General features: G+C 58.6%; 17 protein-coding genes, 1 tRNA gene and 1 pseudogene. 12 read left to right on the top strand and 7 right to left on the bottom strand.

Annotated elements, in window-relative coordinates:
- Positions 1-25: 25 nt before the first annotated feature.
- From ACN0VH_RS18065 to gcvT, 4 genes are all read right to left on the bottom strand, one after another.
- Entirely contained in the window at positions 26-1,024 is a 999-nt protein-coding gene (locus ACN0VH_RS18065; RefSeq protein WP_417701711.1) for a helix-turn-helix domain-containing protein, read from the bottom strand.
- 111 nt (positions 1,025-1,135) lie between these two features.
- The gene (gene gcvP / locus ACN0VH_RS18060; RefSeq protein WP_417701709.1) at positions 1,136-3,997 is read right to left on the bottom strand and encodes an aminomethyl-transferring glycine dehydrogenase; all 2,862 of its coding nucleotides are present in this window, start codon (positions 3,995-3,997) and stop codon (positions 1,136-1,138) included.
- A 172-nt stretch (positions 3,998-4,169) separates the two neighbouring features.
- Positions 4,170-4,535, bottom strand: a complete 366-nt coding sequence (gene gcvH, locus ACN0VH_RS18055) for a glycine cleavage system protein GcvH (protein WP_278924099.1) — start codon at positions 4,533-4,535, stop codon at positions 4,170-4,172.
- Positions 4,536-4,570: 35 nt separating this feature from the next.
- Positions 4,571-5,668 carry a glycine cleavage system aminomethyltransferase GcvT gene (gene gcvT, locus ACN0VH_RS18050; protein WP_417701784.1) on the bottom strand — a complete coding sequence of 366 codons (1,098 nt, stop codon included), beginning with the start codon at positions 5,666-5,668 and terminating at the stop codon, positions 4,571-4,573.
- Positions 5,669-5,950: 282 nt separating this feature from the next.
- Between gcvT and ACN0VH_RS18045 the strand changes: the two genes are divergently transcribed.
- The 6 genes from ACN0VH_RS18045 (at position 5,951) to ACN0VH_RS18020 (ending at position 11,733) form a co-directional block, all read left to right on the top strand.
- Positions 5,951-6,565 carry a helix-turn-helix domain-containing protein gene (locus ACN0VH_RS18045; protein ID WP_417701707.1) on the top strand — a complete coding sequence of 205 codons (615 nt, stop codon included), beginning with the start codon at positions 5,951-5,953 and terminating at the stop codon, positions 6,563-6,565.
- Between the two features lie 67 nt (positions 6,566-6,632).
- Positions 6,633-7,331, top strand: a complete 699-nt coding sequence (locus ACN0VH_RS18040; protein ID WP_278924097.1) for a fumarylacetoacetate hydrolase family protein — start codon at positions 6,633-6,635, stop codon at positions 7,329-7,331.
- Positions 7,332-7,919: 588 nt separating this feature from the next.
- The gene (locus ACN0VH_RS18035; RefSeq protein ID WP_278924096.1) at positions 7,920-8,966 is read left to right on the top strand and encodes a TRAP transporter substrate-binding protein; all 1,047 of its coding nucleotides are present in this window, start codon (positions 7,920-7,922) and stop codon (positions 8,964-8,966) included.
- A 74-nt stretch (positions 8,967-9,040) separates the two neighbouring features.
- Positions 9,041-9,622, top strand: coding sequence for a TRAP transporter small permease (locus ACN0VH_RS18030; protein ID WP_417701704.1), 582 nt, complete (start codon positions 9,041-9,043; stop codon positions 9,620-9,622).
- Positions 9,619-11,124, top strand: coding sequence for a TRAP transporter large permease (locus ACN0VH_RS18025; protein WP_278924094.1), 1,506 nt, complete (start codon positions 9,619-9,621; stop codon positions 11,122-11,124). The genes ACN0VH_RS18030 and ACN0VH_RS18025 overlap by 4 nt, the downstream gene beginning before the upstream one ends.
- 159 nt (positions 11,125-11,283) lie before the next feature.
- Positions 11,284-11,733, top strand: a complete 450-nt coding sequence (locus ACN0VH_RS18020) for an acyl-CoA thioesterase (protein ID WP_278924093.1) — start codon at positions 11,284-11,286, stop codon at positions 11,731-11,733.
- A 14-nt stretch (positions 11,734-11,747) separates the two neighbouring features.
- Here ACN0VH_RS18020 and ACN0VH_RS18015 read toward each other — a convergent pair whose 3' ends face one another.
- Together ACN0VH_RS18015 and ACN0VH_RS18010 are read right to left on the bottom strand one after the other, a co-directional pair.
- Complete coding sequence (locus tag ACN0VH_RS18015) at positions 11,748-12,962, bottom strand: winged helix-turn-helix domain-containing protein (protein ID WP_417701701.1); 1,215 nt, start codon at positions 12,960-12,962, stop codon at positions 11,748-11,750.
- Positions 12,962-13,987, bottom strand: a complete 1,026-nt coding sequence (locus ACN0VH_RS18010) for a LacI family DNA-binding transcriptional regulator (protein WP_278924091.1) — start codon at positions 13,985-13,987, stop codon at positions 12,962-12,964. The genes ACN0VH_RS18015 and ACN0VH_RS18010 overlap by 1 nt, the downstream gene beginning before the upstream one ends.
- A gap of 180 nt (positions 13,988-14,167) precedes the next feature.
- Here ACN0VH_RS18010 and ACN0VH_RS18005 point away from each other — a divergent pair.
- The 5 genes from ACN0VH_RS18005 (at position 14,168) to ACN0VH_RS17985 (ending at position 17,267) form a co-directional block, all read left to right on the top strand.
- Positions 14,168-14,244, top strand: a tRNA-Arg gene (locus ACN0VH_RS18005).
- Positions 14,245-14,399: 155 nt separating this feature from the next.
- Positions 14,400-15,257 carry a hypothetical protein gene (locus ACN0VH_RS18000; protein ID WP_417701699.1) on the top strand — a complete coding sequence of 286 codons (858 nt, stop codon included), beginning with the start codon at positions 14,400-14,402 and terminating at the stop codon, positions 15,255-15,257.
- On the top strand, positions 15,254-15,724 hold the full coding sequence (locus tag ACN0VH_RS17995; protein ID WP_417701697.1) for a plasmid mobilization protein: 471 nt from the start codon (positions 15,254-15,256) through the stop codon (positions 15,722-15,724). Before ACN0VH_RS18000 ends, ACN0VH_RS17995 begins: the two co-directional genes overlap by 4 nt.
- Positions 15,721-16,980 (top strand): relaxase/mobilization nuclease domain-containing protein, encoded by a 1,260-nt coding sequence (locus ACN0VH_RS17990; protein WP_417701695.1) that lies wholly within the window; start codon positions 15,721-15,723, stop codon positions 16,978-16,980. Before ACN0VH_RS17995 ends, ACN0VH_RS17990 begins: the two co-directional genes overlap by 4 nt.
- Before the next feature lie 17 nt (positions 16,981-16,997).
- Positions 16,998-17,267 (top strand): hypothetical protein, encoded by a 270-nt coding sequence (locus ACN0VH_RS17985; RefSeq protein ID WP_417701693.1) that lies wholly within the window; start codon positions 16,998-17,000, stop codon positions 17,265-17,267.
- 119 nt (positions 17,268-17,386) lie between these two features.
- On the opposite strand, the gene ACN0VH_RS17980 is transcribed toward ACN0VH_RS17985, so the two are convergent.
- Positions 17,387-18,490: a DNA adenine methylase gene (locus ACN0VH_RS17980; RefSeq protein WP_417701782.1), complete on the bottom strand. Its 1,104-nt coding sequence runs from the start codon at positions 18,488-18,490 to the stop codon at positions 17,387-17,389.
- Positions 18,491-19,261: 771 nt separating this feature from the next.
- Between ACN0VH_RS17980 and ACN0VH_RS17975 the strand changes: the two are divergent.
- Positions 19,262-19,483 (top strand): annotated as a pseudogene (locus ACN0VH_RS17975) (transposase); the annotation flags it as partial.
- Between the last annotated feature and the right edge of the window lie 146 nt (positions 19,484-19,629).

Below are 19,629 nucleotides of genomic sequence, written 5' to 3'. Positions count from 1 at the left end.
TTGCCCCGGCAGGAAGCAATAGCTGTCAGATCCGTTTCAGACCCGCAGCGCCGTCAGTGCAGCAGGGCGGAGCCATCTCGCTATAGGCGCGGCGACGCACCACCTGCGGGCTGACACCCAGCTGTTTGTGGAACCAGCGCGACAGATTAGAACGGGTGCCAAACCCGGTTGCCGCAACAATTTCATAGAGGTTGAGGCTGGTATGGGTGAGAAGCTGATGCGCCCGCTCTATCCGCAACAGGCGATAGGCGGTCTGTGGCCCGCCGCCAGTGCGCTCGCGGAAGCGGCGCTGCAGTTTGCGGGTCGACACGCCCTGTTCGCGCGCCAGTTCACAGATTGACAACGGTTCTTCCATGTTCTGCTGCATCAGGGACAGGCTTTGCCTGATCAGGCTGTCGCCGCCCGCTCGGTGCAAGATGTCCAGGGTGACCTTGCTTTGCAACCGGCTGTCACCTGCATCAAGCCCGACATATTCCCCCAGCGCGTCGGCCATGAACGCGCCATAGGTGCGGCCGATCAGCTCTTGCAGCAGACGCAGCGCCGCCAGCGGGCTGACAGCGGAATGCACCGGATCACCCAGATGGTAGGGCGCGCCAGTCTCGGTCGCGTGCAGGGCCTCTTCTTCGGCAGCAGCAGCAAAGTTCGAATGCACCGCCAGGGCCTGTTTGTCAAACATCCCCGCCTCGCGCAGCAGGAACACCGCGCCGCCCACCAGAACCGGCTGGCCCGAGCGCTGCAACAGCACCTGCAGAGCGGCACGGTCCTGGCGGCTGACCCGCCAGCGGGCCCGGATATCGCCAAGAAAGATGCTCATGGCGCGCCGCGGATCGTCCCGGCTGGGGTGTTGCACCTGCGACAGAGGCTGGATCGTCACCCGAAACTGCGCCTCCGGGATCACTTCATTTGCCGCAAGCAGCAGATCCGCCAGCACCTGTCCCGCACCTGTGGGGGCTCCCTCTGGAAGCAAGATAGCCACCTGATCAGAGGGAGCGGCAGGATGTGATAATAGGCTGTGGGCGGTCATTCTGGCCTCCTCCGATTGCGGGCGCGCCCAGCCAGTCGGGCGGCGCGCGATGTCAAAGGGGAGCGCCCGCCGCCACACCATGGGCAGGGCGGCGGGCCTTGGTCGTCTTGGTCAGCTGGTGCCGTCTTCTGCGTAGTCCGACATCGGCGGGCAGGTGCAGACCAGGTTGCGGTCGCCATAGGCATTGTCGACCCGGTTGACCGGTGACCAGTATTTATCCACCCCAAGCGCGCCGGGCGGGAAGCAGGCCGCTTCGCGGCTATAGGGTCGATCCCAGTTGCCCACCAAATCGCGCACCGTGTGGGGGGCGTTTTTCAGCGGGTTGTTTTGCGGGTCGATCTTGCCATCGATGACATCCTGCGCCTCGCTCCGGATCGACAGCATGGCGTCGCAGAAACGATCCAATTCGGCCTTGGGCTCAGACTCGGTTGGCTCAACCATCAAGGTGCCAGCCACTGGCCAGGACATGGTCGGCGCATGGAACCCTGAATCGACCAGGCGCTTGGCCACGTCATCCACAGTGATGCCGCCCTCGTCATTCAGCGACCGGGTATCAAGGATGCATTCATGCGCCACACGCCCGGTTGCCGAAGTGTAAAGCACGCCGTAGGCGTCCTTTAGGCGGGCCGCGATATAGTTGGCGTTCAGAATCGCAACCTTGGTCGCCTGGGTCAGCCCGGCGCCGCCCATCAACAGGATATAGGCCCAGGACACCGGCAGGATCGACGGAGAGCCAAAGGGCGCCGCCGAAACCGGCCCAACAGCAGTGCCATATTCCGGGTGGCCGGGCAGGTGTTCTGTCAGGTGTGATTTCACCCCGATGGGTCCCATGCCGGGGCCGCCACCGCCATGGGGAATGCAAAAGGTCTTGTGCAGGTTCAGGTGGCTGACATCGCCGCCAATATCACCCGGACGTGCCAGGCCGACCATGGCGTTCATATTGGCGCCGTCGATATAGACCTGACCGCCGTGATCATGGGTGATCTGGCAGACCTCTTGCACGGTGGTCTCAAACACGCCGTGGGTAGACGGATAGGTGATCATGCAGGCGGCCAGATTGGCACTGTGCTTGTCCGCCTTGGCCCGGAAATCAGCCACGTCGATATTGCCGTCCTCATCCGCGACAACCGGCACAACCTTGTACCCAACCATCTGGGCAGTCGCCGGGTTGGTACCATGGGCCGAGGTCGGGATCAGACAGACATTGCGGTGCGCTTCGCCGCGGGCCGCATGATAGTTTCGAATGGTCAGAAGGCCCGCGTATTCACCCTGCGCCCCAGAATTGGGCTGCTGGGAAATCGCATCATAGCCGGTAATCTGGCACAGCTTGTCGTTCAGATCTTCGATCATCTGCTGATAGCCCTGCGCCTGATCCTGCGGGCAGAAGGGGTGCAGATTGCCAAATTCAGGCCAGGTGACCGGGATCATTTCAACCGTCGCGTTCAGCTTCATGGTGCAAGACCCCAGCGGGATCATGGACCGATCAAGCGCCAGATCGCGATCTGCAAGACGGCGCATGTAGCGGGTGATTTCCGCCTCGGCACGGTTCTTGTGGAAGATCGGATGGGTCAGATATTCGCTTTCGCGCAGGGCATAATCGGGCAGACGATAGGCGCGATTGGCCTGGCTGTCGTCTTTCTTGTCGATGCCAAAGGCACCCCAGACAGCCTCAATTGTTTCGCGGCGGGTTTGCTCATCCAAGCTGACGCCAACCTTGGTGTCCCCCACCCTGCGCAGGTTGATGCCACGGGCCACTGCAGCCTCCATGACGGTTGTCTGCAGCGGGCCAACCTCAATCGTGATGGTATCAAAGAAGACCTCTGGTTCGACCTTGAAGCCGTGCTCTTCCAGCCCGGCCGCCAGACGCGAGGTCTTGCGGTGCACCGACTGGGCGATGGCCTTGATGCCGTCGGGGCCGTGATAAACCGCATACATCGATGCCATGACCGCCAAGAGCGCCTGCGCGGTGCAGACGTTGGAATTGGCTTTTTCGCGGCGAATGTGCTGTTCGCGGGTTTGCAGGGCCAGGCGATAGGCCTTGTTGCCATGGCTGTCGATCGACACACCAATGATACGGCCGGGCATGGCGCGCTTCAGTTTGTCGGTGGTTGCCATATAGGCCGCATGTGGCCCACCATAGCCCATGGGCACGCCAAAGCGCTGGGTCGAGCCGATGGCGATATCCGCGCCCATTTCACCGGGGCTTTTCAGCAGCGCCAGCGACAGGATGTCGGCGGCAACAACGGCAATGCCCTTGTGTTCATGCAGGGCCGTGATTTCATCGGTGAAATCACGCACATGGCCATAGGTCCCGGGATATTGGAAGATCGCGCCAAAGACGGCACCGGCATCCAGGTCATCCGGATCGGCAACCACCACGTCGATGCCCAGTGGGGCAGCGCGTGTCTGGATCACGGCAATGGTCTGGGCGTGGCAGTTCTGGTCGACAAAAAAGGCAGCGTTATTCGCCTTGGAACGCGCCCCACGGAAGGCCATGGCCATGGCCTCGGCGGCGGCGGTGGCCTCGTCCAGCAAGGAGGCATTGGCGATATCCATGCCGGTCAGGTCGCTGACCATAGTCTGGAAGTTCAACAGCGCTTCAAGCCGACCCTGCGAAATCTCGGGCTGGTAGGGCGTATAGGCGGTGTACCAGGCAGGGTTTTCCAGGATGTTGCGCAGAATCGGTGCAGGCGTGGTGGTGCCGTAATAGCCCTGACCGATCAGTGAGGTCAGAACCTTGTTCTTGCTCGCCACCTCTTTCATGTGGAACAGCGCATCGCGTTCGGTCATCGCCGGGCCCCAGTCCAGCGGCTCTTGCTGGCGGATCGCTTCGGGCACGGTCGCGTTGATCAGCTCATCCAGGGTCTTGAAACCAATCACCTTCAGCATCTCCGCCATCTCTGTGGGCGACGGGCCGATGTGGCGACGGTTGGCAAAGTCATAGGCTTCGTAGTCGGTTAGCTTAAAGGCCATGGGTCTTGGTCCTTGGGTCAGAACATTTGAAAGAGGCCGGTGGAAAGCAGCGTTCCACAAGGGCCGCAGAAAGCAGAAAGGTGGACAGGCGCACAGACAGCTGGGCAGGGCCGCGGTCTGGCGATGCCCGACGCCCCCGGCCGCAACAGCCAGGGGCGCAGCAGGCAGTATCCTACCCGATAAAGGCCTTATAGCCGTCCAGATCCATCAGATCTTCCAGCTGGGCCGCATCGGTGAGCTTAATCTTGTAGATCCAGGCCTCACCTTCAGGGCTTTCGTTCAGGGCACCAGGGTTTTCTTCCAGCGCAGGGTTGGCCTCGATCACTTCGCCATCCAGCGGTGCGTAGATTTCCGAGGCGGCCTTGACCGATTCAATCACGCCGATCTCTTCCGCCTTGTCAAAGGTGTCGCCCACCTCTTTTTGCTCGCAAAAGACGATCTCGCCCAGCTGATCAGCCGCATGCTGGGTGATGCCAAGCGTGGCGGTCTCCCCTTCAACGGTGATCCATTCATGCTCTTCGGAATAATAGGTGGTCATATGTGACGCTCCTCATAGTCTGTCGTGATCTGTATTCAGCGTTTGTAGTTCTGGGTGACAAAGGGCAGCGCGACGATTTCCGCCGGTTGGGCCTTGCCCCGGATAATCAGGTTCACCGCCTGGCCCGGTGTCGCTTGTTCTGTTGCGACATAACCCATGGCAACCGGGCCGCCAACAGTGGGGCCAAAGCCGCCCGATGTGATCATGCCGATCGTCTCGCCCTCTGGCGACTGCACCTCGACCCCCTGGCGGGCCGGGGCGCGCCCCGTGGGCTTGATGCCAACCAGCTTGCGGGCAGCGCCCTCGGCCAGTTCTTTCTGGATGCGCGCAGCGCCGGGAAAGCCGCCCTCTTCACGGCGGCGTTTCTGCATTGCCCAGGTCAGCGCGGCCTCAACCGGGGTGGTGTCATTGTCGATGTCATTGCCATAGAGGCACAGGCCGGCCTCCAGCCGCAGGCTGTCGCGTGCCCCCAGCCCGGCAGGGGCGCAATCCTCATGCGCCAGCAGGGCGCGGGTGATTTCGACGGCCTTGTCTTCTGGAATGGAAATCTCATATCCATCTTCGCCAGTATAGCCGAGACGCGACAGGCGGCATTCCACCCCCATGATATCGGCGACAATTGTCTCCATGAATTTCATATCGCGCGCGGCGGGACAGAGATCACCGACAACGGCTTCGGCGGCAGGCCCCTGCACCGCCACCAGGGCGCGGTCAAAGATCTCTATCACCTCAACCCCGTCAAGGTGTTTCGCCATGTGTGGAATATCCTGGTGACGCATCGAGGCATTGACCACCACAAAGAAATGATCGCCAGCGTTGGATACGATCAGATCATCCATGATGCCGCCGGCGTCATTGGTAAAGAAGGTATACCGTGCCTTGCCCTCTTTCAGCGTGGTAAAGACCGAGGGCGCAATGGTTTCCAGCTTGGCGGCGATATCGTCGCCTTTCAGGATCACCTGCCCCATATGCGACACATCAAACAGTCCGGCCTTTTCGCGACACTGCTTATGCTCTCCCATGATCCCCATGGGATACTGAACCGGCATTTCCCAACCGGCAAAATCAACCATCTTGCCGCCAAGCTCTACGTGCAGATCATAAAGCGGGGTCCGTTTGGGTGCGTCAGTCATCATGTGAAGCCTTCTTGTCAAAGATCGGTTGCCAGGAACCATAACCATGCAATGCGCATCGCGAAGCAAAGGAGCTCTGCGCGGCCTGCTTTGGGGCAGGATTGCATCCCAATCGGTCGCGCTGCAGGGCTCCGCGCTTTAAAAGGACAGGGCCTTCACGCACGCCACAATGTTCCTATAGGAAACTTTTCCCCATTTAACAACAAAAGAAGTCATGTGGAAATTTTTGACGCCCAGAGACATCAACGCTAAAGTTTCCGGGCAACAGGAGAAAACAACTAGATGGAACCGGTTCAGTCAGAAGAAGCAAGGCTCGCGCCTGAGGCAGGCGAAGCCCCGGACGGGCAAGTTCTGGGCAAGATGATTCGCGACGCGCGCAAAGACAAGGGTCTTACCCTGGAAGAAGCCGCCAAGGCTGCGGCCATTGGCCGGTCGACCCTGTCAAAGATCGAGAACAACCAGACCCGCCCCAGCTTTGAGATCATCCGCCGCCTGATGCGAACGCTTGAGCTGGAAACGCCGCAATTGTTTGTGCAATCGGCCCAAAGCTCCATCTCGGGGCGACGCGATTACACCCTGGCCGGGCGCGGCGAGCACCAGGAAACCAAGACCTACGACCACGAACTGCTCTGCACCGAACTCACCAGCAAGCGGATGCTGCCCTATATCAGCACCATCAAAGCGCGCGACGTTACCGAATATGACAACTGGGTGCGCCATCGTGGCGAGGAGTTCATGTATGTGATCAGCGGTGAACTGGTCCTTTATACAGAACACTATCGCCCCCTGGCGATGAGCGCCGGTGATTCTGTCTATTATGACAGCGGCATGGGCCATGGCTGCGTGTCCACCAGCGAGGAAGACGCCCAGGTGCTTTGGGTTTCTCTCGAAATCTAGCCCCCGAAGACTGCCCGCAGGGGCGCGACCCTGCCAGATCCCAACCTGCAATAGCCGGAGCCACAAAATGACAAAGACCCTGTTTCCCTTACCAGACCCGCTGGTCATTCCCGTCCGCGACGAAACGGGTGGCTACCCGGTTGGGCGGATTTTCTGCGTTGGGCGCAACTACGCCGCCCATGCAGCTGAAATGGGGGTAGAGGTCGACCGCGAGGCGCCCTTTTACTTTACCAAGTCCAGCGCCAATGCGGTGCTGAGCGGTGTCAGCAGCCCCTACCCGCCCGGCACCGATAACTTTCACTATGAAATGGAGCTGGCCCTGGCGATCGGCGCGCCAGTGTTTCGCGCCACACCGGCAGAGGCCCGCGCCGCCATCTATGGCTATGGCTGTGCCCTGGACATGACCCGGCGCGACCTGCAGATCCGCGAGCGCAAGAAACAGCGCCCCTGGGATCTGGGCAAGGATCTGGAACAGGGCACGGTCTTTGCGCCGTTGACCAAGGCGACCGACTGGTCACCGCAGGGGGATAGCCGTATATGGCTTACCCTGGACGGGGAAACCAAACAGGATGCCACCCTGGCCGAACTGATCTGGTCGGTCGAAGAAATCATCTGTCACCTGTCAGGCTTTTACCACCTGCGCCCTGGCGATCTGATCCTGACGGGCACCCCCGCCGGAGTTGGCCCTGCACACGCGGGGCAGCAGATGCAGGGCGGCATCACTGGGCTAGAACCTGTCAGCCTGTCCCTGACGGCAGCGCAATAGGAAAAGGCGCCTCGCAGGTCACAAGGTGCGAAACAGACAAGATCATGTGCGCTCAATCCATTCGCACGGATCACTTTGCTTTGCATAGTGAAGGCGAGACAGCCTAGGCTGCTCTGCGATATCCAGTTTCGGATGATGGGGGGGGCGAGACGCAAAGAAACCCGGATCACCTGCGCCCTCGTGTCGCCCGGTAAAGTTTCAATGAGGGATTGAAACCTGCGCCGCGTAGTGCTGAAGTGTATCACACATCCGGCAGAAGGCATATTTCAGTAACATCACATCGCAAAGCCCACCCCACCAGCAGAGCAGTCCAGCACAGCTAAATCGGGCGAGCGAAACACGATCACCACAATCTAGACGGGTCGCCTCTAGCGGCCTGGCACGGTGGCCGCTAATTTATGAGTGAAAAATGCATGATCCGGCATTGATAGTTACAAATGCACCCAATAGCAGGGGGCCCAGATCGTTCGTTTAGTGAACTCTGCCCGGCAATTTGGGGTCAAAATGAAAAGAAATGCGCCAGTTGTTGCAATATCGTTTTACCACCGCGACAACTGACATTGAACGAAGGTCAAAGGGAGGAAACACATGACCACTCGCAGGAAGCTACTCGGAGCCGCAGGCGCAACCGCCATTGCAGCCCTATGCGCAACCCAGGCATTTGCCGACAACGTAACCCTGAAAATGCACCAGTTCCTACCAGCCCAGGCCAATGTGCCAAAGCTGATCCTGGATGTCTGGGCCGATAACGTAGAGGCCTCTTCTGGTGGCGAGATCACCATTGATCGCTATCCGTCAATGCAGCTGGGTGGCAAACCCCCAGAGCTGATGGACCAGGCCATGGACGGCGTTGCCGATATCGTCTGGACGGTTGTGGGCTACACCCCTGGCCGCTTCCCTTCGACCGAAGTCTTTGAACTGCCCTTCATGATGACCAATGCCCGTGCCACCTCGCACGCCTATTGGGAAATGTTCGAAAAGCACATGAAAGACACCGAGTTCAAGGATGTGAAAATCCTGGGCACCTGGGTACATGGCCCCGGCCTGATCCACAGCGCAGATCCGGTGGAAACACCTGATGACCTGCAGGGCATGAAGATCCGCGGCGGTGGCCGTTCGGTCAACTCTTTGCTGACACAGCTGGGCGCAACGCCGGTTGGCATGCCGGTTCCTGCGATCCCCGAAGGCCTGTCCAAAGGCGTGATCGACGGCACCACCATCCCATGGGAAGTCACCACCGCGCTGAAAGTGCCGGAACTGGTGGAAAACCACACCGAATTCACTGGCAAGGCGCTCTATACACTGACCTTTGTTCTGGCGATGAACAAAGAGAAATACGAGAGCCTCTCGGATGCACAGAAGCAGGCTATCGACGAAAACTCCGGTCTGGAATTTTCCGTCTTTGCCGGTGGTGTGCAGGAAGATTCCGACGCGCCAGCGCGTGAATTCGCCTTGGACAACGGCAACAATGTTATTACCCTGGATGCCGATCAGACCGCAGAATGGCGGGAGCTTGCACAGCCTGTCTACGACAAATGGCTGGCAGACATGACAGAAAAAGGCATCGACGGTCAGGCCCTCTTGGAAGAGGCCAGCTACCTGATCGAAAAATACACGCCACAATACGTGAAGTAAGATTGTAATACTGTCAAAGGGCCGCAGCAGCATTTGGTGCCGCGGCCCTTTGCGCACAATAAAGGGTTTCAACCATGCACAAGCTCATGATGGGGCTGGCCAGATCCATGGCCATATTAGGCGGTATGGTCCTCTCATCCCTGATCATCTTGACCTGCCTGTCGATTGTTGGGCGCATGCTCAATACTCTGTTTCACGGCGACTTGCTGCAGGCCATTGCGCCGGGCTTTTCCAACTGGGTGATCAACTGGGTCGGACCAATCAACGGAGATTTTGAACTGGTCGAGGCAGGTGTTGCCTTTGCCATCTTTGCCTTTCTACCGCTTTGCCAGATCTCAGCCGGCCATGCCTCGGTTGATGTGGTCGCCAATTCGTTTCCGCGCGGCGTGAACCGGTTTTTGCGCATGGTGACCGAACTGCTGTTTGCCGCCGCCCTGGTGTTGATCGCCTGGCGTCTTGGCGCGGGTACGATCAGCAAGTTTGAAAATGGCGAGACCTCTTTCCTGCTGGAATTCCCGGTCTGGTGGGCCTTTGGTGCCAGCCTGTTTGCCGCCGTGATCGCCGCCATTGTGGGGATCTATATGGGCGCTGTACGCAGTTATGAATTTTTTACCGGCCGCATCCAGATCTGGGACGGCGTGGAGGGTGAACAGTGACTACTCTTGAAATTGGCATTGCCTCCTTTCCCGTCCTGATGGGACTGATCTTTCTGCGGGTCCCGATTGGCCTGTCGATGTTCCTCGTTGGCCTGGGCGGGCTGATCCTGGTCACCGATGGCACCCAGGTGGCCTTTGGTCGTCTCAAAAGCGAGACCTACACGACCTTTTCCTCCTACTCGCTGACCATCGTGCCGATGTTTCTGCTGATGGGGCATTTCGCCACCTTGGGCGGCATGTCATCGGCGCTGTTCAAAGCTGCCGAAGGCTTTCTGGGCCATAAAAAAGGCGGCGTCGCCATGGCCTCGATCGGGGCCTGCGCCGGCTTTGGCGCCATCTGTGGATCATCACTCGCCACAGCGGCCACCATGGGCCGGGTCGCCCTGCCCGAACTGAAGCAATACGGCTATGCCGGTGGCTTTTCCACCGCCACGCTGGCGGCGGGCGGCACCCTGGGCATCCTGATCCCGCCATCGGTGGTGCTGGTGATCTATGCCATCCTGACCGAACAGAATATCGCCAAACTGTTCCTTGCCGCCTTTATTCCCGGCCTGCTGGCGGCGATTGGCTATGTCATCGTGATCTCGATCTATGTGCGGCTTTACCCCGAGGCCGCAGGCACCCGCCCCGCCGTGCCCTGGGGCGAACGTCTTGGTAATCTGGTCAAGGTCTGGCCCGTACTGCTGGTCTTTGGCCTGGTTGTTGGCGGCATCTACGGCGGCTTGTTCACCCCGACCGAGGGGGCGGCGGTTGGTGCCTTTGGCACCGGGCTTATCGCTTGGATGAATGGCGGGCTGGACCGGCCCAATTTGATCGACAGCTTCATGGTAACGGCGCGCTCTACCGCGATGATCTTTTTCATCGTCCTCGGCGCGGGCTTCTACAACGGCTTCCTCGCCCTGACCAAGGTACCGCAAGAGCTGGCCGATTTTGTTGTCAGCCAAGGGTTTAGCCCCTGGGTAGTGCTTGCACTGATCCTGGCGTTCTATCTGGTCTTTGGCTGCCTGATGGACAGCCTGTCGATGATCCTGTTGACCATTCCGATCTTCTTTCCGGTGATTTCGGTGATGGATTTTGGCCTGCTCTCGCTGGTTGATATGCAGGCAGACGCCGCGATGGAGGTGCTGCGCAACGGGGTGCCCGAAGGCATGGGGGCAGAGATGCTTGCCTCAATCCAGGACGCCATCGCCACAGGCACCGAACTGACCCGCGAACAGATGAAGGAACTGGGCATCCGCGTCACCGAGGGCCGCGTCAACCGGATCGAGGCCGAATATGTCGCCATCTGGTTTGGTATTCTGGTGCTCATCGTGGTCGAGGTCGGCCTGATCACACCACCGGTGGGGATGAACCTGTTCATCATCAACGCGATGGATCGCAAAACCCGCATGGTCGATACCTACAAGGCGGTGATGTTCTTTGTCGCCTCTGATATCATCCGGGTGATCATCCTTGTGGCCTTCCCGGTCATCACTCTGCTGCCGCTACTGCTGTTTCTCTGACCCAGCCCGCGCAGCGCGGATCGACAAATCCATTGGTCTGTCACAGAAATTCCCCCCTTCCAGCGCCGCTGGGAGGGGGGAATTTATACAAAGCCGTTTGTATGCCCCAGCGCCACTAGCTAGAGTGGCGCGGCAGGACAGATGACAAAGGACAGGCAAATGTCACACCCGATAAACGACAGCAATAACAGCCCCACCTTTGTGCATTCTATCCGCGTCGGCTGGGGCCACTGCGACCCGGCGCAGATCGCCTATACCGGGCACTTGCCCAGCTTTGCACTGGAAGCAATCGACGCCTGGTGGGAACACCAGCTAGACGGCGACGGCTGGTTCCAGATGGAACTGGATCGCGGCACCGGGACACCCTTTGTCAGCATGAACTTGGAGTTCCGCTCCCCCGTGACCCCGCGGCATCGGCTGGAGTGTGAGGTCTGGCCTTCAGCGCTTGGCACCAAATCCGTGACCTTTCGGGTTGATGCACGCCAGAATGGGATCCTCTGTTTTGAAGGCCGCTTTACCTGCGTGTTCATTCAACCCGATGTGTTCAAAGCCAAACCCGCCCCTGCCGATTATCGCGCCGTGATAGAGGCCAATCTGCGCCCCGAATAACCCCCCCTTGGTGGTCAGACGGGCGCGCGCAGCCAATCATTGGCAAACACGACGCTGCCCAGCCCGGCAAAACGGGCGACCCGCGCCAGTTCTGCCTCCAGCCGTTTGACACGGGGGGCCGTAAAGGTGACACCGCGCTCGGGCCAGAGCGCCGTCACCACCAGGCAGTCGGCGCTGCGCTCGGCCTTCATGTCGATCCGCCCCACCAGTTTCTGCCCCTCAAGCAGGGGAAAGACATAATAGCCGTATTGCCGCTTGGGCGCGGGGGTAAAGACCTCGATGCGATAGTGAAAGCCAAACAACCGTTCAGCCCGCTTGCGGTCGCGCAACATCGGATCAAAGGGACTGAGAAGCCGCAGCCGCCCCGGCGCAGGCCCCAAATCGGCGGCCTGCGATACCGTATCTGGACGGGCAAAGCTCTTGCGCAGGCTACCATCGGCGGCCTCGACCTCGATCTCTTCGATTTCACCGCGCGCCTTGGCGGCCTGACACCAGGCCCGTGCTTCGGCGGCGCTGGCGGTATCCCAAAAAGCGGCGAGCTCTCCCGACGTGGCAAAGCCAAGCCGATCCAGCGCGTTATTGCACAGCCAATCCACCGTATCGGCGGGATCCAGCGGATCCCTGGGCGCGTGCAGGCCCGCGTCGATCACGCGTTCGGTCAGATCATAGCATTTTTGAAACCCGGATCGGCCAACAACTGTCAGCGCGCCAGTCCGCCAGAGATACTCCAGCGCGGTTTTGGACGGGTGCCAGTCCCACCAACCGCCCGAGCCCTTTTTTTCATCCTTGCCCAGATCAGAAGAACTGACCGGGCCGTGTTCGCGAATATGGTTCAGAACGGTCTCAAATTGCTGCTCAAACCCGTCACGACGCCAGTTGCGCCAACGTTTGCGCAGCAATTGCTCATCGCGCTGAAACCGCAGATGCCACTGCGGATAAAACCCCATAGGGATCATCGCGGCATCATGGGTCCAGTGTTCAAACAGAGCCCCCCCACCATGATAAAGATCGCTCAGGTACTGCGGGCGATAGCTGGCACGGCGCGAATACAGGATCACATCATGCGCCCGCGCCACGGTGTTGATGCTGTCAAGCTGGACAAACCCCAGCCGAGTGAGCAGCTGCAACAGCTCTGCCCCCTTGGCGCTCCCGCTTGGCGGCTCTAACAAGGCGTGGCGCTGCATGAACAGCCGCCGCGCCGCAGAATTGTCCAGTCGTGCCAGCGTCATCAGCGCCGTTTCAGGGTATCACCATAGGAAATGGTGGGGGTCAGCGTCACATGGCGCTCTGGCTCGGCCTCTGGGTCATCCAGCTGTGCCGCGATGATTTCAGCGGCCCTGCGACCAATGTCCAGACGGCAGGCATCCATGGTGGCCAGTTGCCGGGGCAGCCCCTGCAACAGCTCAACCCCGTTGAACCCGGCAAGACCAATCTGGCCAGGCACATCAATGCCCTGATCCATCAGATACAGCAGCCCACCTGCCCCAATCATATCGTTGGAATAATACAGAAAATCCAGATCTGGCGAGCGCTCAAGCATCTCTTGCGTCATCTCGCGCCCCTTGGCCAGGGCGGAACCGCCTGAATAAAACGCCCGATCTTCGATCTCGACGCCCTCTTTGGCCAGGGCCTCGGTGAAGCCTTCAAATCGTTTGCGAGCGCGGTGATCCAACGGCATCTTCGTGCCCATAAAGCCGATATGGCGATAGCCCGCCTTCAGGATGGCCTTGGCCATCTCGCGGCCAGCGCGACGATGCGAAATCCCAACCATGGCATCCACCGGCTTACCATCAGTATCCATGATTTCCACCACCGGAATACCAGAAGCATTCAGCATCGCCCGCGCCGCTTCGGTATGTTCCAACCCGGCAATGATCACCCCCGATGGCCGCCAGGACAGCATCTCATAGAGGACCTTTTCCTCTTTTTCCGGCTGATAATCCGTCACCCCGACCACCGGCTGCAATACGGTATTTTCCAGTACCTGATTGATGCCGGTCAGCACCTCAGGGAACACCATATTGGACAGAGAGGGGATGATCACCGCCACTAGATTGACCCGTTTGGAGGCCAGCGCACCCGCGATTTTGTTAGGCACATAGCCCAGTTCCTTGGCAGCGGTCAGCACCTTGACGCGGGTTTTTTCCGACACGTCGCCGCGATTGCGCAACACTCGGCTCACCGTCATTTCTGACACGCCTGTGGCCTCTGATACATCGCGAAGGGTGAGCGGGCGCTTGGGTTGCGTGGTCACGATTAAAGGCCTCATATCTTTGGTTGGTTTCAGGTTAGCCAGTGCGCGCCGTCAGTACAATGGGCGGCATACCGGGCTGCAGATTTAATATGTGCAGGTTGGAGACGAATAAACTCCGCCCAACCAGCCAGAGCTGCATTGTGGTAACAGATATCATTTGCTATCGCCTTAATCAGGCCCGGCCCCGTGGCTCAACTGGATAGAGCAGCCCCCTCCTAAGGGGCAGGTTGCAGGTTCGAATCCTGCCGGGGTCGCCAAAAACACCCGAAAAATATGGCTTATTTACAGGACGTTGTGCGGGTGCGTGCAAAAAGTCCCGCCAGCTTTCAGCCCGAAATCGGCTGAGATGGCCGATTTCTCGTACAAAACCTGTACAAAATTCGCACGTTTGTGCGTGTTTCGGGGGCCAATCATGAGCCGCCATAGCTTTGATCCCGAAATCGCCAGACGCGTGGGCCTGAACGCAGCGGTGATTTTCCAGAACATCACCTTCTGGATCGAGAAGAACCAAGCCAATCGCCGTAACCTTCGCGACGGTCGGTATTGGACCTACAATTCGATCTCGGCCTTTGGTGAACTCTTCCCCTATCTGAGCGAAAAGCAGATCCGCACGGCGCTCGAAAAGCTGGTCAGCGCAGAGCTGATCATCAAGGGCAATTTCAGCGATGATCACTATGACCGGACCTGTTGGTATGCCTTGGGCAACTCCATTTGCCCAAATGGGCAAATCGATCCGACCGAAAGGGAAAATGATGCATTTGCCCCTGAGGGCAAGCCATCTGCCCCAGAGGGCAAATCCTATAAGAACAGATATAAACCATATCAAAAACCAAATCCTTCGCACGCGAAGGCTGCGGTAGAGGATGAGATTTCAGAAAAGATTTTGTCCGCCTATCCCGAGGATCGCGTTCGCGGGAAAGCGGTTTGTATCTCGCAAATCCGCCAAGCGCTGGCCGACGGAGTGGACGCCAAAGACCTCGAGGACGCTGTGCGGGCCTATGCGAGCGAGAGCGAAGGATTCACCCGCTCGAAGGTGTGCTTCTCCGACAATTGGTTCTCCTCTGGCCGTTGGTTGAAGTACCTTCAGGACGTTGAGGAGGCGCGAGAAGCGGGCAAAGCCAAAGAGGCCGAATTGCTGAAAGGTTTGGCCGATTGGGTCACAGACCGTCATCCGCTGTGCCGCCACATCACACCCGGCCAAGTGACCGCGCTGCTGGCCGCAAACCTGGTCAGCCCTGCTGAAATCGAGGCGGCGGGGCTTCGAACATGAACGCAACTGGTCCCGACAAAGAGCAGAGAGCAAGGTTACCCACCGATTACATCGGCGGGACTTGTGAGGGGCGGCAAGCCTCCCCTTCAAACCCCAACCAGACGCACGCAAGCGGCGTCAAAGAGGGCTTTTCCGAGAGTGTGATCTTTCGATGCACACCGTCCGAAAAGGCAGCGCTTGTGGCCAAGGCGCGCGCCGCTGGCCTGCCCAATGCCACGCTGATGCGCGAGGCCTTGGGGCTGACCGAGGCACGTCGGCGCAAGCCCGTCCCCCGAGTTGACCCGAAGCTGACCTTTGCGATTGCCCGTGTCGGCGGCAACCTCAATCAGCTCTCCCGTTGGATCAACGGCGCGGTCAAGTCCGGCCGCGCGAGCCAGATCGATGCGTTCAAGGTCGCTGCTCGGCTGGTGATCATCGAACGGCAGATGGCGCAGATTGTGGCGGCGCACACAGGCGGTGACGCATGATCATTTCGTTCTTCTCCACCGGCACTGGTGGCGGTGCAGCTCCCGTGGATTACCTGACAGCTCGCGAAGTTCTGGCCTATGACGAGAACCGCAACCTGATCCGCGACGACACCGGCCAGCCGCAAACCAAGATCCGCGACCCGCTGCCCGAGGTACTGCACGGCACCCCCCACCAAACCCGTGACCTGATCGATGCGAGCCCCAACAAGTGGAGCTACACGGCAGGCGTGATCAGCTTTGCCGAGAGCGATGATCCCAGTCCCGACGCCCAACAAGAGGCCATTGAGCTATTTGAGGCTCTGGCCTTTGCTGGGCTGGACAGGGATCAATACGATTGTCTCTGGGTGCGGCATACGCATGAGGGCAACGTCGAGCTGCACTTCTGCACGCCACGCCTTGAGCTCAGCACCGGCAAGGCGCTGAACATCGCTCCGCCGGGACATGAGAACGCCTTTTCCAGCCTGCGCGACCTGTTGAACAAGACGCACGGTTGGGCAGACCCTTTGGACCCAGAACGCGCCCGTGAAGTGAGGGCAACGATTGAAGCGCCGACGCGCGCGCAAGGTCGCGAGGCGCTGCACGATTGGATCCTCGATCAGATCAGCGTCGGCACCATCACTGACCGAGCCAGCATGATCGACGCACTCACTGACGCGGGATTCGAGATCCCTCGTGCCAGTAAGAATTACATCACCGCTCAAGACCCCGACACCGGCGAGCGCTGGCGATTGAAAGGAGAGATTTTCCATGACGACTGGCAAGCCGAACCGCCTCGCCGAGAAACTGAACGCGGACCTGGAGACCGTACGCAGCGACCACGCCGCCTTGATGGCATCTCAACTGGAGAGCTTCAGGAGCGATTTCAGCAGCATTGCGACCAGCGCGCTGCATACAATCGAAACCGATATCAGGTTCTTTCTGAGCGACAGCAAGAGCGAGTTGGAGAGGCGGAGCGAGACGATCAGGCGCAGGTTGACGATCTCACCCTGGGTGGTCGTGGGGATGGTCTCAGCCTGGATCGCGACGGTGCTGATCGCGAGTTGGTTCTGGACGGGTTTGATCACGCGCTCGGAAATGGCGAGGCTTGGCCTGACACGGATCGAACAGGCCGGGCAGACATGGGTGACGCTGGACCCCGACCGGACCGAATTGAAGACCTGCACGATGGGGCAAACGCCCGTCATCTGCATCGAGATGAAGGAGCCTTAGATGACCAATTCACCGACGACACCCCTATTCACCGACGACACCCCTGACAGCATTGGAGCGCGAATTGCTCTCATCCGTCGAACGGTTGGTGACGGCCTGCGAGAGCTCGGCCAAGGAGTTGCACGCCTTGGAGAAGCGCTCGACCAGCAGGATCGAAAGCAAGGTGAATGGCTTGGCGCATTGCGTGGCGCTATTGATGAAATCACATCTCACGTCCGTCACCACATTGGCCGACTTGCTGCGCGAGGAGCAGAATTACGCGACGCTGCAGGCGGGGTTAGAGACCAGCTGGAAACTAGCGAAAGACGCCGAGAAGCGGCTGAACGAGAGCTAGATGAGCGGGGTCACGACCGAAGGCGGACGCATTGAGTGAGGCGCTGAGCGAAAGATTGCCACCAATGTCTTAGTTTGTGTTCTAAAGGTTTGGGGTCGTGTTCTATTTAGGTGAAAGTCTCAAATTAGTTCGGTCGTGTTCTGCCGTGCTTCCCGGTGCTTTTTATCGCCTCCCAAGGTTGAGAAACGGGAAGCGACTTTGACTTCTTCAATCGCAAAGTAACGCTCGGACAAATCCGCAACGTCTTCGCCACTCAATCCGTTGCTCGCGGCACCAGCCGGAAAAGTTACGATTGCAGATGCCCCTTTTTGTGAAATCACCTTGAGCAAACCATCAAGAACCGGCTTGGACCTCGTCCGTAAACTGTATTGTGAGCGGGGGCGCTCCTCCGGAGGAGGGTACCGGCCGTTACCTGATATCTCGCCCACTTCCCCGAGGGCGACAGTTTCCAGAACGTGATAAAACCGACTGTAATGTACGCCGGAATAAGGTGGGTCCAAGAAAACTAGGTCCCCTTCAATAACTTGGTTAGCCAGTTCGTTCGCATCAACGACAATTGCCCTACCTGCCTTTTTGGCATGTTTTTCGGACAAGGAGACGGCTGCTCGTTTGACCAAGAATTGGATATCCCTCATCCAAGCTTCTTTCAGGAAGCGCCCAGCTGTTTCATTCGGTTTAAACGGCTGTGCCGTGTGACCCGGGGCGGCGGCTGATTGGCTCGCTGCGATGATTAGGGCTGCAAGGCCAATCCTGCGCTGATTGGCATTCTTTGGAAGAGTAATGCGTAGCGTGTCAAGCCAAAGCGATTGGAGCGGCGAGTAGTAGTAGCCTCCGTAAGCAAAACAGACAGGCAAGTTAAAGTCTGCACAGAGTTCCCGTGCCTCAATCGCAGACCCCGCGATTTGCTCAACCTCCAGTTTCTCTTGAAGGTTTGTGGCCTTCTGAAGGAAGCGACTTGGCTGCATCTCTTTAGCACGGTCAAACCAGCTGTCTAGCCAACGATGATCAGCTAGAGGCTCGGTTCTTTCAATTACCCCGGCGGCTAGTGCGACTGCGTAAGATTGGAGATCGGAGGCAATTACTTCACGATCGTATTTCTGAGCGACGTGCCACGCAACGGCTCCAGACCCTGTGAACATGTCAAATACACGATTGCATTCCGCTATCGATTGGCTGAGCGCGTCCCCAAGCCCGTTGGTCAACATGGACCGTTTTGAGCCCATATACTTCACGGACAGATACCCCACATCGCAGCGCGCTCAAGCTGCGTGACGTCGGGAGTCCCGTTGAGGTTTGCGGTAATAAAGGCGTGCGGTTCATACGAGCAGTCAGTCAACGATGCTTGGAAGTCTTCGACTGCGAACTTGGTACTATCCCACAGATCAGCCATTCTATCTGGCAACGCATCTGCAGCTACAATTCCACGATGAACCAGCAAGGGATCAATCCATGGTCTAATCTCTGTCCCGTCTTGAGAGAATCCAGCCTCGTTTAGAGTAAGCACATTTAGTGCCGTCGCAGCTCTCAGCAGAAGTACGGCACGCGAGATCATTGCGCGAGGGGTCGACCCGTCCGTAGACGCCAGCTGAAATAGCTAAGGTTCACCTGTTCCAGCCTCGTCTAGAAGAAATGCTTTCGGAACAGCCTGCTGAAGTGTGGGCTCGAGCTCGCTGTATCTAGTCACCACTGAGCTATTAGCCAACGGCACTCTGTCTGCCAAATCCAATACAGAATTGTCTTGCTGGTGGACCATCTGAAACATGCGCCGCAACATATGGTTATCGAGCTGAGTAAACCCACTTGGTGTCGAGGGTTCCAAGGCTTTCCACGTCTCCGACAAGAAGTCCATTTCATCTTGTCTGACGTCAGCACCTGTGGGACAGATTTGATGATTTGAACAACGGAGGGTTTCTGGTTCATCGTAGCCTTTAAGGAGCGAAGATGAACAAGAAGCCCGGAACATAGAAAGACGCAGCTGACAAGCTGGTCAAAACATCCGCCGCAAGACCCGCCAGACCTATTCGGCGGAGGAGAAGATCCGCATTGTTTTGGCCGGATTGCGCGGGGAGGAAAGCATCTCGGCGTTATGTCGCCGCGAGGGTATCTCTGACAGCCTGTATTACACTTGGTCGAGGGAATTCCTGGAAGCGGGGAAGCAACGCCTTGCGGGGGATACGGCCCGCCAGGCGACCTCGCCTGAGGTCAACGAGTTGCGCTTCTTTGCCTGAACCACTTTGTCCACTGCGCCTTTGCTTTTCAATTTGCTCTCGCGTCGTTTGATCCAACGTTTTGCGGATCGCTGACATTGGAAATGTTTCGGTCAGTGTCAGGACGACTTTGGCCTTTTGCTTCTTTCTAATGG

It is taken from the genome of Pseudophaeobacter sp. (genome assembly GCF_048267565.1).
GTDB lineage: Bacteria > Pseudomonadota > Alphaproteobacteria > Rhodobacterales > Rhodobacteraceae > Pseudophaeobacter > Pseudophaeobacter profundi.
The sequence above is the reverse complement of the archived record's forward strand: the minus strand, read 5'-3'. Positions and strand labels throughout refer to the sequence as shown.